The following is a 13,099-nucleotide window of genomic DNA, read 5'->3' as shown; positions in this document are numbered from 1 at the left end:
GGTGTGCTGCAGGCCGGCAAGATCGTCATCGCCAACGACGACACCAGCTCGCTGCAGAGCTACGACAAGGACGGCAAGGTCACCTTGCGCCAGTCCTACGACAACGGGGTGCTCAAGCGCCAGCAGTTGTTCTACGACGACCAGGGCCGGGTGGTGCGCATCGTGCAGACCTTGCCCGACAACGTCACCCGGCTGCTGGAGACCAGCCGCTACGACGCCTCCGGGCGCCTGCTGGAGCGTCGCCAGTACGCCGATGACGGCTCGGCCAAGCGCATCGATGTCAGTAGCTACGATGCCGATGGCCGGCTGATCAGCCAGAGTGCCTACGGCATCCCGATGGGCGGGGTGTATCAGCCGGTGGACGAGGACGGTAACCCGCTACCGATGCCCGACGACGGCCTGGAAGGGCTGCAGCTGCTCAGCGTGGTCAACTACCAGGACGGCACGCCGGCCACCGGTTACGACGCGGCCGGCCGCCTGCGCGGTTATCGCTACTCGCTGGTGCGCAACGAGCAAGGCAGTGGCATGACCACGCCGGAGGGCTACACCCACACCTACCGCTACACCTACCAGGGCGCAGAGACTTACCTCACTCAGCAGGTCATCGGCACCAGCACGCACAAGGACTTCAAGACCAGCAACAGCACCAGCACCTACGACGCCTGGGGCAAGCTGCTGTCGGTGCGCGAGAACACGCCGGGCGGCAAGGTCGATGACCGGCTGCGGTATTTCACGATGGATGCGGAGGGCAACATCCTGCGCCGCACCGAGGGCACGTTCAAGAACGGTGTGTTCGAGCAGGACGATGCCGAGCGCCTGCGCACCGAGCAATATGCGTTCGCCAACGGCCAGTACGTCGCGGCCGGCCGCTTCGATGGCAAGACCGACGTGCTGGGGCAGATGAACGCCTACGCCAGCACCGACGTAGGCACCTACAAGGTGACGGTGCAGGCCGGCGACACGCTGCGCGGCCTGGCACAACGGCTCTACGGCAACAGCAACCTGTGGTACGTGCTGGCCGAAGCCAACGCCATCGACGACGACAGCGGGCTGGTGGCCGGTGCCACGTTGAACGTGCCGGATGTCAAGGCCAATACCAACGACGCGAGTACGTTCAAGCCGTTCAATGCCAGCGAGGCGATCGGCTCGACCACGCCGTCGCTGCCGTATATCCCCAAGCCGCCGGAAAGTGGCTGCGGCACGATGGGGATGATCATTATGGTGGTGGTGGCCATTGTGGTGACGATCTATACCGCAGGTGCGGCGGCTAGCGCGATGGGTGCTGCTGCTACTGCTGCCAGTGGCGCAACGGCAGCAAGCGTCGCCACGACGACCGCAGGTACGATGATGGCCGGTGCTGGCGCATTGGCAGGCACATACGGCACTGCCGCAGCAGTAGTAGGCGGTGCGGTGGGCGCATTTGCCGGCAGCGTGGCCAGCCAAGGTGTCGGCAGTGCGATGGGCCAGACCAGCTTCAGTTGGCGCAATGTGGCGGCCAGTACTGTGGCCGGCGCAGCGACGGCGGGTTTTGGGTCGATGATGAGCGGTGTTGCCAGCCCGTTGGTAAGCGCCATGGCGACCGCAGCCGTTGGCAACGTCAGCAACTACGCAGCCAACAAATTGGTGGGTAACGAGGCCAGCTTCAGCTGGCGCAGCGTGGCGGCCAGTGTGGTGACAGCAGGCATCACGCAGCAGTTGGCACCGACGATCTCCAATACGCTAGGCATCAACTCCACCAGTTACGCGCAAGACATCGTGTCGGGCATCACCGGCGGTGTGGTCAGCGCACATGTGCGTCAAGGCATCGTGGGCGGCGCAGTGAATTACCAGGACGTGTTTGTCGATGCATTTGGTAATGCACTAAGCAGTGCGTTAGGGCGTTTGCCTAGTACTGCGGATACAGCAGATGCCGGTAGTGATCGTTACCGCTATGCGTTGGCAAGCACCGATGGCGGTGGTTCGTCAGGCATGGTCGCTCGCCTCGGCGAGGACGGTATCGTGACCATGGACACTGTGCAGGTCAGGCCAAGTGCCGAGCAGTTGTCCGAAGCTTCCATGGCCGGCCGCATCGCGGCAATGAGCGTGGTCGAAAACAGCGGCATCACGCGACGCAGTCCTGCGCCTAGCTGGAGCAACGGATATGGTACTGCCGGTCCATCACCCGATTGGCGGATGACGGGCATTCACCCATCGACGATACGGTTCGGGAACAACGGTGCCGGCGTACATGTGTTCAACGGCACCGATATCGGGGATGGCATCGTCAAGGCTTGGAACTCAGTGGCATCAGTACAAAGCGCAGGCGTACAGCGAATGCGTGGAGAGTTGGCCAGGATCGATTTGCCATTTACCGACAGTACTTTCGGTGAGACATCGATTGGCGCTAGATACCTCGACAGCATGCCGATGCTGCCGCAGTGGAGTGGCAACGGAATCGCCAGTGCACTGGCACCCGACATCACCGCATGGGTTGATGCAGGCTTCCCGATGCCGGAATCGCCCTTCGATACGATGGTGGGGCAATGGAAGGGAAGTCAGAACTTCCTGATCAGGACAACCGAAGGCGTCATCAATGGTTCTTCGGCAGGTGGGCTGACGAATCTGTTGACGGGTTACAGTCTGGATTTGCCGGAGTTTGAGATCAGCCAAGGCCAGCGATTGGGTGCGGCGCTTTCGGAGGCTGGTACCATTGCGGTGTCGACGGTGCTGCCAGAGTTGAGGTTGGGGCAGGCAGGTGAGCTGGCGAACGTGGGCCGGGGGTTGGAGAGGTTCTCTGATCTATCAACACAAAACGTTGACGATTATGTGGCTGGTCTTTATACGATGAGAACACCCACATCCACACAGGCTGGGCTTTTCGAGGTGGAGCAAACTGGACCATTGAACTACCGAGTTACCGGGGGCGATACCGCAATAGACATCGATGGTTATCAGGGGAGCACATTGCTTGATGCTAAGTATGTTGGCTCTCCTAAGAGAAGCCCATATGTTGACGGGTCGAACGTGCCTCAGTTTATCAGGGAAAAAGTTTTGACTCAGCAGAAATATGAGTTTGAGCGTTATCGGGCCGTCATCTCTGATCCGGCTGTTCCTTTCAATAGGCTAAACATTTTAACAAACGAGTCATCTGCAGCGCCCTATTTTCAACGGCTAATGGATCAGTATAGAATTCCTGGCGAGGTCCGAATTGTTCCGACGAATCTTCCAACAAAATTACGGCCAAAACCATGAGTAAGCTACTAATTTACATTGGCGAAGACAGGAAATTTGATTTCAAGAAAACTGTGGCTGACATTTCTGGAATAGAGGGAGTGAGCAATCAGAGGGTCGGTGAATTTATAGGTGCAGTATTTGAGTGCGATTATGTATGGAATAGTCAAAGTACAATAGTGCGTATTAGTCCAGAACTTGAGACGATTACAGTTGAGGGCATTGAAGACTGCGCGCTAAAATTCGCGATTGAGCTTCAGAAGAAAACAAATTTTGAATTGCACGTCATCGATATGGATTACAGTTTTAATCTAAGTCTGATGAGCTTTGAGACGATATCAGATTTTAGGACTGGGATCGAATCCTAGTTTTGCGTAAAAATAAAAATCTGAACTCTGAAATGCTGTCAGCGGAAGCAATAATATTTAATGCAATTTATCGATAATTGGAACGGGTGGGAACGTCAGGCTCAGCTGAGCCTGACGTTGACGTAATGTTAATCGGTAGACCTAATTCGCTCCTGCATCGCATACATGGTGTCTTTAGCGGATTCAGCAAGCGCACGCGAAGCATAGAACAGACAATCGGTCAGCTCGCCACCCAATCCAGGCTGCCCACCTTGTTGGGCTCCCTCGCTTGCATGCAACACCTCCAGTAGTCCATGCAGACCAAGCACGCAGTGGTCCAGATGAGCGCAGTGTAGGGCGAGACCGAAGTTCATCGGAAGGTCCGACCAGTGAATGCCGCTACTCCCTTCTGCACCTCGTGCCTCAGCCAGACGACGGAAGAAAACATCTTCTCGTGCGTCGCTGGGCTTGGATTGGACGTTGTCAGTCTCGGTCTGTCGGTCGACAGACGATGGTGATGCGTTAACGCTTGAACGAGCGGATCTTGAGCGCGTCATGCTGGACTCCTCGGATAGGATGGAGTCCGTCACCGCGCTGCTAAACGCAGGTGACGGACGATGCGCGGTTAGCAGACCGGTCCGAGGGCCGGCAGGCCTTGCGGCCTCCGCGCACCGCCCGCCATAAAACTGGCAAGTATGTGCCCATCGCACAAAACAACAGACATAAAAAAACGCCTGTCATCGATCGATGGGCGCCGGTGCGCCTCGGAGAGTTCGGGCTGCTAAACCCGGCTGCGGGATTGACCACAGCGATAACGATGCTGCTCGCGGCCATGGATGCTGTCAAGCGCAGACGGCAACGTCACCTTGCGCCAGTCCTACGACAACGGGGTGCTCAAGCGCCAGCAGTTGTTCTACGACGACCAGGGCCGGGTGGTGCGCATCGTGCAGACCCTGCCCGACAACGTCACCCGGCTGCTGGAGACCAGCCGCTACGACGCCTCCGGGCGCCTGCTGGAGCGTCGCCAGTACGCCGATGACGGCTCGGCCAAGCGCATCGATGTCAGTAGCTACGATGCCGATGGCCGGCTGATCAGCCAGAGTGCCTACGGCATCCCGATGGGCGGGGTGTATCAGCCGGTGGACGAAGAGGGCAATCCGCTGCCGATGCCCGACGACGGGCTGGAAGGGCTGCAGCTGCTCAGCGTGGTCAACTACCAGGACGGCACGCCGGCCACCGGTTACGACGCGGCCGGCCGCCTGCGCGGTTATCGCTACTCGCTGGTGCGCAACGAGCAAGGCAGTGGCATGACCACGCCGGAGGGCTACACCCACACCTACCGCTACACCTACCAGGGCGCAGAGACTTACCTCACTCAGCAGGTCATCGGCACCAGCACGCACAAGGACTTCAAGACCAGCAACAGCACCAGCACCTACGACGCCTGGGGCAAGCTGCTGTCGGTGCGCGAGAACACGCCGGGCGGCAAGGTCGATGACCGGCTGCGGTATTTCACGATGGATGCGGAGGGCAACATCCTGCGCCGCACCGAGGGCACGTTCGAGGGTGGCAAGTTCACCCAGGACGATGCCGAGCGCCTGCGCACCGAGCAGTACGCGTTTGCCAACGGCCAGTACGTAGCCGCCGGCCGCTTCGACGGCAAGACCGATGTGCTCGGGCAGATGAACGCCCATGCCAGTTACGTTCAAGCCGTTCAATGCCAGCAAGGTGTTGGCCCATTCCTTTGTATTCCACATCAGCCAGAAGCGAACTGAACAATAGAGTCCGCCTTTCGAAATGTGACACTAGCCTCGGAAAAATCTTTCGCTGAAATGTATGGCATCGCTTGACATACCTCCCGGGGGAGGCCTTAAAGTTCACACCGTCATCACGGGGGATGCGGCGGGCTCGCTTCGGGGATAGTGACTATCAGGATCGATAGCCACGCACGAGCGCTGCATCGGCGGGTCCAAAACGTACCAAGGTTTTACCCATCGTCCTCTAGGCTGCTTGGCCCGGGATAGTGGTCTGCGTCTCATGGATGTGGCGATGTCTTCTGTCGATAAACTCTCGGCCTATTGGGCAAAAGATCCGGCCAATCCGGAGCTTGCCTGTCAGCTGTGCGATGCGCTGATCGAAACCGGTCAATCTGCGCGCGCAGAGGATGTGATTGCCGCATTGCCGGCAGAGACAGCGGCGCTCGCTGGCGTGCAGTTTCGCGCTGCACGGCTGGACCTGCTGGCTGGCCGCTATGCGGGCGCCGAAGCACGCCTGCAGCCGCTGGCCGAACGCCATGCCGCGCCTGCCCTGGACCATGACATCGCCTTTGCGCAGCTGTGCCAGCAGAACCTGGAAGGTGCGGCCGCCACGTTGGAGAAGGCACGTGGGCGCCACGGCGATAACGCAGAGTTCGCTGTGCTTTTTGCACGTATCGCGCTGATGCGCTCCGATTACGCAGCCGCTGATAAGGCGCTTGCCGCTGCGTTGGCGTACACCCCACAGCATCCCACCGCATTGGGTTTGAGTGCGCTGTGCGCACTGGATGCTGGCGATACGGCACGTGCGACAGAGCAGGCGCATCACTGCCTGGCGCTTTTTTCGGATCAACACGAGGCGCTGCTGACCGCCGGTGCGCTGGCGCTGTACGCACAAGATGGCGTCGCTGCCGCGGTACATTTCGAGCGAGCGCTGGAACGCTTTCCAATGTCGGGAAGGGCGCTATCTGGATTGGGTCAAGCGCGCATGCTGCAGGGCGCATTGGAACCGGCCAAGGTATTGCTGATGCAGGCAACGCAGGCCATGCCGGACCACATCGGTACCTGGCATGCATTGGGTTGGTTGCATCTACTGGATGGCGAGCGATTGGCAGCCGATGCCTGCTACCGGCATGCATACGCATTGGATCGCAACTTCGCCGAATCGCACGGTGGCCTGGCAGTGGTGGCATTGCTGGATGGGCAGCGCGAAGAAGGCGAAGCGCATCTGCGGCGCGCGCTAAAGCTCGATCCCAGCAGCATCAGCGGTCGCTACGCGCAGTCTTTGTTGCTTGCAGACAATGGCGAGCAGGCGCAGTCGGAGGCTGTATTTGCGGCCCTGATGCGCGAGGGTGCACTAGCCGGTGCTCATGCGCTTGGCGCGCAAACGCCGCCAGAGATGGCGCGACGCCTGCGTGCCCGGTTGTCGTCCAACGCTGCAGCAGCGCATTGAAGGCCCGCTTGTGGACGCCGACACCGCCATGCATTTGCTGGCCGAGACCTTGCTGGCCTCGGCCAAGATCTCTGCGCCGATTCTGCTGATCACCCTGGTGGTGGGCCTGGTGATTTCGGTGTTGCAGGTTGTCACCCAGATCCAGGAAATGACGCTGACCTTCATCCCCAAATTGATCGCGGTGGGTGCGGTGACCATGGTGCTGGGAAGCTGGATGCTGCTGACCGCAGTGGAACTGGCCAAGCGCATGTTCGATTTTGCGGCCGGGCTGTGACGATGGAAGCGTTGACTGGTTTTGCTCTGTTGTTTGGCTATGCATCGCTGCGTTACCTGCCGGTGATGGTGTTGCCCGGGTTGTCGCCGCTGGCATGGGCGCCGATGTTGGTCAGGATCACCACGATGCTCGCTTTCGCATGGTTGACGCTGTTGGCTCTGCCCGACGGCTATGTGTCTCCGACGATCGGGCAACCGATGGCGCTGCTGCTGGCCGCGATTGGTGAACTGATGATCGGCGGGATCTTCGGTCTTGCGTTCATGATTCCCAATGCCGCGTTGCATACCAGCGGTTGGCTCTTGGATATGCAGGCAGGTCTGGGTGCTGGCGCCCTGCTCAACCCGGCAAGCGCGGATACGCAGGAATCGCTGCTTGGCCATGCATTGATGTTGGCCGCCACGGTGTTGTTCTTCTCGCTCGATCTGCACGTGCTGCTGTTCAAGGGCCTGGTTGCAAGCACCACGGCGCTGCCGCTTGGACGCATGAGCCATCCCATCAGCGCAGAAGCGTTCTTCGCATTGCTTGGAAGCAGCTTTGTGGGTGCGTTGGTGGTGGTGATGCCGGTTGTGCTGGGCCTGTTCTTCGTCGATGTCGCGGTGGGCTACGCGTCGCGTTCGATGCCACAGGCCAACGTGTACTTTCTGGCGCTGCCGCTCAAGGTCGCCGTTGCGCTGGGCATGTTGGCATTGACGTTGGCCTATGCGCCAGGCCTGATCGGCCGGCTGTTCGGCACTGCGTTGGACCAGACACCGCAGATGCTGGGAGCGCCCTGATGGCCGACGCCGACCAGGACAAGACCGAGCAGCCAACCCAATCCCGGCTGGAAGAAGCGCGCCGCAAAGGTGAAGTCGCCAAGAGCCCTGATCTGACCGCAGTGCTGATGCTGGGAATCTTTGTAGTGGTCACGATGTTGACCGGACGCGACATCGCGATGGCACTTGCCAGCGCCACGCGCAATACCATGCAGCTGGCAGGTGTGCAGCCGCGCATTGGCGCAGATCTGGTGGCCTGGTTGATCGATACCTACAGTGCCCTGCTGCAAGCGATGACGCCGTTGATCCTTGCGTTGCTGGTGGTCGCCGTGGTGGCTAATCTCGGTCAGACCGGCCCCATCTTCAGCACGCATGCGCTCGCGCCCAGCCTGCAACGCATGCATCCCATGAATGCGATCAAGCGGCTGTTCTCGATGCGCGGTCTATGGGAGCTCGGCAAGCTGATTCTCAAACTGTCCCTGCTGGGACTGCTTGCCTATTTCGCTGTCGGCCAAGCGGCGTCTTTTGTCGGAAAGATTGCATTGTCGTCACCGGCGCTGCTGGTCGAACAACTGCGTTCGGGCTTTTGGACCACATCGGTCTATGTCCTGCTGGTGTTGCTGGTCGTTGCGGTGGCAGACCTGGCATTCATGCGCAAGGATCACGGCAAGAAGATGCGCATGAGCCGGCGCGAAGTCCGCGACGATGCCAAGCGGCGCGATGGTGATCCGGAAGTAAAATCCAAGCAGCGCCGGCAGATTCGTGACCTGCTCAAAACGGTGCGCTCGCTGCCGCGCGTGGCTGATGCTGATGTCATTCTCACCAACCCCACGCATTACGCCGTAGCGGTGCAGTACCGGCCGCGCAGCATGCGTGCGCCGATCGTGCTGAGCAAGGGGCGTGGTCTGTTGGCTGCCCGCGTGCGTCATGCAGCACAACGTGCAGGCGTACCGGTCGTGCGTATGCCGACATTGGCGCGTGCGCTGTATCGGGATTGCGCGATCGATGCACCGGTTCCGGAGGACCTGTTCGACGCCTTGGCGCCGGTCTACCGCGTGCTTTACGCCAGTCGACGCGCTGGTGTGGCCGCATGAAAAGTATCGTTGCAGCCTTCTTACAGGACAAGCGCGACCTGGCTTTGGTAGGGCTGGTGGTCGGCATTTTGATGGTGCTATTCGTACCGGTGCCATCGGCGCTATTGGATCTGCTGCTGATCATCAACATCAGCCTGGCATTGCTGATATTGCTGGTGACGTTTTTCACCGAATCGCCGCTGAACTTTTCTACCTTTCCGACCCTGCTGTTGATCGCCACCATGTTCCGGCTGGCATTGAATGTGTCGGCCACGCGTCTGATCCTGGATGGCGCCGATGCGGGGCGCGTCATCGGCGCCATCGGTACGTTCGTGATCCGCGGCAATTACGTGGTCGGCATCGTGGTGTTTCTGATTCTGGTGGTGGTGCAGTACGTGGTGGTCACCACTGGTGCGCAACGTGTGGCTGAAGTGGCAGCGCGTTTCACGCTGGACAGCATGCCCGGCAAGCAGATGAGTATCGACGCCGACATGAACATGGGGTTGATCGACGAGCACGAGGCTCGCCGGCGCCGCAAGCAGATCGAGAAGGAAGCCAACTTCTACGGTGCGATGGACGGTGCCACCAAGTTTGTCAAAGGCGATGCCATCGCTGGCATTGTCATCGTGTTGATCAACATCATCGGCGGTTTGGCGATTGGCATCGCACAGATGGGAATGCCGTGGACCGAGGCGGTGCAACGTTTCACGTTGTTGACTGTCGGCGACGGCATCGTGACGCAGATCCCGTCCCTGGTGATCGCGGTGGCGACCGGGATCATCATCACCCGTGCCGCGGCCGACGCGCGCCTGGGTGCAGAGATTCCACGCCAGATTCTGTCTGACCCGCGCGCGCTCGCAGTCGTTGCCGCAGCGTTGTTGTTGATGTTGACATTGCCTGGCTTTCCCAAGTTGCCGGTGATCGCAGCATTGATCGGTGTTGCGGTGCTGATCCGCTATAGCCTGATCAAGCGCGAGTCGACCGCTGGCGTGGTGGATGAGGATGCATCGCAGGGCCCAACCGCGCAGGAGGAACTGCAGCAGGCCATGCGGGTAGAGCCCATCGAAATACGCATGGGCGTTGTGCTGCATGAGTTGCTATTAGGTCCGGCTGGCGACTTTGCGCTGCGCATCGTGAACTTGCGCAAGCAGGTTGCCGGTGAGCTTGGATTTGTCATTCCAAAAGTGCAAAGCAGCCTGCGTGCTGAGCTGGAGCGTAATCAGTACGAACTTTTGGTCGAAGGCAATCGCGTCGGCCAGGGTGAGATCCATCCGGACCGCTTGCTGGCGATCAATCCAGGTGGCACGCGTGTCAAGCTGGATGGATTGGAAACACGAGATCCTGCGTATGGTTTGCCTGCGCAATGGATCGCGCCTGAGGTACGTCAGGCGGCTCGCGCGGGCGGCTATACGCTGGTCGAACCCGATACGGTGCTAGTCACGCATCTCAACGAGCTGGTCAAGCGCCATGGGCCGGACCTGCTAAGCCGTAGCGAGACCGAACGCCTGCTGTCGCGTTTGGACGAGCACCGCGCGCCACTGGTAGCCGAATTGGTTCCCAACGTACTGAGTTATTCCGACGTGCAGAAGACGCTGCAGCTGTTGCTGCGCGAGCAGGTGAGCATCCGTAATCTGGAGGCCATCGTCGAAGTGTTGCTGGATGCCGGGCGCAATCAAAAACAACCTGATGAACTGGCCGAGCGGGTCCGCGAACGTCTGGGAGCGACCATCTGCCAGCGTTTTCAGGATGCGCGCGGCGAGTTGCACGTGTTGACGCTCGAGCCAGGAATCGAACGGAACTTGATGGGCCAGCAGCGCAGCGGCGAAGGCCGCAGCGCGTTGTTCACCGACATGGCGCAGCTGGATGGCTTCATTCGGCAACTCGCCAAACAATCCGAGGCGATGATGGGACAGAACCGCTTGCCGGTGCTCTTGTGCCCGTCGCAGTTGCGCAGACCGTTGCGCGCATTGATTCAGCGCTCGCTGCCGCATGTTGCCGTGCTGGCACTCAACGAAGTCCCTTCCACTGCCTTGGTCCGCTCGTTTGCGGCTGTAGGCACGCCTTTGCAGGTTGCAGCATGAGCGACACCATCCAGTCCATCAGCCGTAGTTTGAACGCGGATATTGAGGCGTTGACCGCGGTCAGCCAGAACGTGGCGAATCTCAACACGCCCGGTTACCAGAGCGTACGTGCACGTGGCGACTTCGCTGCAGTCAGTGGCGCGACCACAATGACAGTGCAACGTGGCGATGGTGCGCTGCGTGAAACCGGACGTGGCCTGGATCTGGCGCTGCGCGGCAATGGCTTCTTCGTGACACAGCAGGATGGCCAGCAGCGGTTACTGCGCATGGGCAGTTTTGTGCGTGGCGCCGATGGGAGCTTGCAGACCCGTGAGGGGGCTGTGGTGCTGACAGATGCAGGCGTGCTGACCTTGCCGCAGTCCGATATCCGTGTCGACGAACAGGGCGGCATCTGGGACGGCGAGGCGCTGTTGGCGCATCTGCGCATCGTCGACGTGGCCGAGCCCGCGCGCCTGATTCCCAGCGAAGGCGGCTATCGCTATGACGGCGTGACTGCGCAATGGAAAGGAACCGTGCAGCAAGGCAGCGTCGAACAATCCAACGTCGATGCAGCGGCAGAAACGATGCAGCTCATCGCGCTGTCGCGTCATGCCGAATCGGTACAGCGCGTGATTTCTCTTTACGACCGAGCGATGGATACGGGTATCAACCGTATTGGCGACAACTGACAGGACTGCCCTCATGATCGACGCTCTTTACATCTCATCCACCGGCCTGCGTGGTCAACAGCAGCAGATCGACGTGATCTCCAACAACGTCGCCAACATGCAGACGCCCGGCTTCAAGCGTGGACGCGTCAACTTCGCCGAGATCGCCAATGCGCCGCTGCCAGGCCAAGGTATCGGCCAAGCGAGCAATGTGCACGGCGGCGGTATTCGCGTGAGTTCCACCTCGGTGGAGTTCGGCGCCGGTGCGCTGCAGCCCACGCGCAACCCGCTGGATCTGGCCATCGACGGCGATGGTTTTTTCGAGATCGAGAATGCCAACGGCGAACGGTTCTACACGCGCTCGGGCCGCTTTCATGTCGATACGGAGGGCTATCTGGCCATCTCCAACGGAATGCGTCTATCGGCAGGAATCCAGATGCCGCAAGGTGCTGCGGATGTGCTGATCTCCTCGGCAGGCGAAGTGAGCGCCAGGCTCGATGGTAGCGAAGAGCGTGCGGTGCTGGGCAGCATCGATCTGGCCAGCTTCGTGTCCACCGAGGGTCTGGAGTCGCGTGGAGAGAACGTGTTTCAGGCGGCGGCAGGTTCCGGCGAAGCGATTCCGTTGGCCGCTGGTAGCAATGGTGCCGGGAAATTGCAGCAGGGCTTTTTGGAAGCAGCCAACGTCGACATGATCGACGAAATGACCGGCCTGGTGCTGGCGCAACGCGCTTATCAGCTCAACGCGCGCGTACTGCAAGCCTCGGATCAGATCCTCGAAACCATCAACAACCTGCGCCGCTGATGATCAGGATGCTTGCCTTGTTGTTGATGTCTTGCGCCAGCGCGCAGGCTACCAACATCTCGCCCGATCAACTGATCGCAACGGCGCGTGCGTCGCTGGATACCTTATCCAGCGCCCTTCCTGGCGAGCTGATCTTGACCGCTTCTGCGCTACCAGCCTCGCAATTGGAAATAGACACGGCTACCGCACAGCTGACGCTGCACGCCACCCGGATCGACGGCAGTTGGCCGCGCAAGCGCGTAGGCGTGCCGGTCCAGGTACTGGTCGATGGCGTGCCGACACAGACCAGGATGGTGTGGTTCACCGTGCAGTGGTGGCTGGAGCGGCCGACCTACGCACGTGCATTCGCCAACGGCACGCCGAGCGACCAGGTCGTTGTCGTGCCCAAGCGTGTGGATGTGGCCGGTGTGTTTGCCATCGACCAGGTGGCAACGCCAGGCATGCCACCAGTAGCCGCCCGCCTGAAACATACCGTGCGCGCAGGCGATCTTGTGCAGGCACATGACTTCGCTGCCGCGCCGACGATTGCAAGGCGTGATCCGGTGACCTTGCGCGTTCGCCGTGGCGCGGTCGAACTGCGTTTGCCGGCGATTGCCACAGCCGATGGGCAACTAGGCGAGGCGATTGCTGTCTTGCCGCAGGGCACGCGCACGCCTGTGCAGGCACGTGTGGTCGCCGGTGGTGAGGTGTCCATTGAACAATAGAT

12 protein-coding genes are annotated in these 13,099 nt (G+C 60.3%); 11 read left to right on the top strand and 1 reads right to left on the bottom strand.

The window, feature by feature from the left end; all coding sequences use genetic code 11:
• The first annotated feature begins 3 nt into the window (after positions 1 to 3).
• Positions 4 to 3,231: a LysM peptidoglycan-binding domain-containing protein gene (locus NYR97_RS07110; RefSeq protein ID WP_316697264.1), complete on the top strand. Its 3,228-nt coding sequence runs from the start codon at positions 4 to 6 to the stop codon at positions 3,229 to 3,231.
• A complete protein-coding gene (locus tag NYR97_RS07105; RefSeq protein WP_316697263.1) occupies positions 3,228 to 3,578 on the top strand; it encodes a hypothetical protein in 351 nt (116 codons plus the stop codon). Before NYR97_RS07110 ends, NYR97_RS07105 begins: the two co-directional genes overlap by 4 nt.
• 128 nt (positions 3,579 to 3,706) lie before the next feature.
• Here the strand turns inward: NYR97_RS07105 and NYR97_RS07100 are convergent, their stop codons facing one another.
• Positions 3,707 to 3,988: a hypothetical protein gene (locus NYR97_RS07100; protein WP_316698079.1), complete on the bottom strand. Its 282-nt coding sequence runs from the start codon at positions 3,986 to 3,988 to the stop codon at positions 3,707 to 3,709.
• 405 nt (positions 3,989 to 4,393) lie between these two features.
• Between NYR97_RS07100 and NYR97_RS07095 the strand changes: the two genes are divergently transcribed.
• From NYR97_RS07095 to NYR97_RS07055, 9 genes are all read left to right on the top strand, one after another.
• A complete protein-coding gene (locus NYR97_RS07095) occupies positions 4,394 to 5,332 on the top strand; it encodes a toxin-antitoxin system YwqK family antitoxin (RefSeq protein WP_316697262.1) in 939 nt (312 codons plus the stop codon).
• A 274-nt stretch (positions 5,333 to 5,606) separates the two neighbouring features.
• Positions 5,607 to 6,764, top strand: coding sequence for a tetratricopeptide repeat protein (locus NYR97_RS07090; protein WP_316697261.1), 1,158 nt, complete (start codon positions 5,607 to 5,609; stop codon positions 6,762 to 6,764).
• Between the two features lie 10 nt (positions 6,765 to 6,774).
• A complete protein-coding gene (locus NYR97_RS07085; RefSeq protein ID WP_016903054.1) occupies positions 6,775 to 7,038 on the top strand; it encodes a flagellar biosynthetic protein FliQ in 264 nt (87 codons plus the stop codon).
• 2 nt (positions 7,039 to 7,040) lie between these two features.
• Positions 7,041 to 7,811 (top strand): flagellar biosynthetic protein FliR, encoded by a 771-nt coding sequence (locus NYR97_RS07080; protein ID WP_316697260.1) that lies wholly within the window; start codon positions 7,041 to 7,043, stop codon positions 7,809 to 7,811.
• Entirely contained in the window at positions 7,811 to 8,884 is a 1,074-nt protein-coding gene (locus NYR97_RS07075) for an EscU/YscU/HrcU family type III secretion system export apparatus switch protein (RefSeq protein WP_316697259.1), read from the top strand. Before NYR97_RS07080 ends, NYR97_RS07075 begins: the two co-directional genes overlap by 1 nt.
• Positions 8,881 to 10,944 (top strand): flagellar biosynthesis protein FlhA, encoded by a 2,064-nt coding sequence (locus NYR97_RS07070; RefSeq protein ID WP_316697258.1) that lies wholly within the window; start codon positions 8,881 to 8,883, stop codon positions 10,942 to 10,944. Before NYR97_RS07075 ends, NYR97_RS07070 begins: the two co-directional genes overlap by 4 nt.
• Positions 10,941 to 11,612, top strand: coding sequence for a flagellar basal body rod C-terminal domain-containing protein (locus NYR97_RS07065; protein ID WP_316697256.1), 672 nt, complete (start codon positions 10,941 to 10,943; stop codon positions 11,610 to 11,612). Before NYR97_RS07070 ends, NYR97_RS07065 begins: the two co-directional genes overlap by 4 nt.
• A gap of 13 nt (positions 11,613 to 11,625) precedes the next feature.
• Positions 11,626 to 12,393, top strand: coding sequence for a flagellar hook-basal body protein (locus NYR97_RS07060; protein ID WP_316697255.1), 768 nt, complete (start codon positions 11,626 to 11,628; stop codon positions 12,391 to 12,393).
• On the top strand, positions 12,393 to 13,097 hold the full coding sequence (locus NYR97_RS07055) for a flagella basal body P-ring formation protein FlgA (protein WP_316697253.1): 705 nt from the start codon (positions 12,393 to 12,395) through the stop codon (positions 13,095 to 13,097). Before NYR97_RS07060 ends, NYR97_RS07055 begins: the two co-directional genes overlap by 1 nt.
• The last annotated feature ends 2 nt before the right edge of the window (positions 13,098 to 13,099 follow it).

Origin of the sequence: Xanthomonas hydrangeae, assembly GCF_032697525.1 — a bacterium.
In the GTDB taxonomy this organism is placed as follows: domain Bacteria; phylum Pseudomonadota; class Gammaproteobacteria; order Xanthomonadales; family Xanthomonadaceae; genus Xanthomonas; species Xanthomonas hydrangeae.
This window is presented reverse-complemented; position numbering and strand designations above follow the sequence as displayed.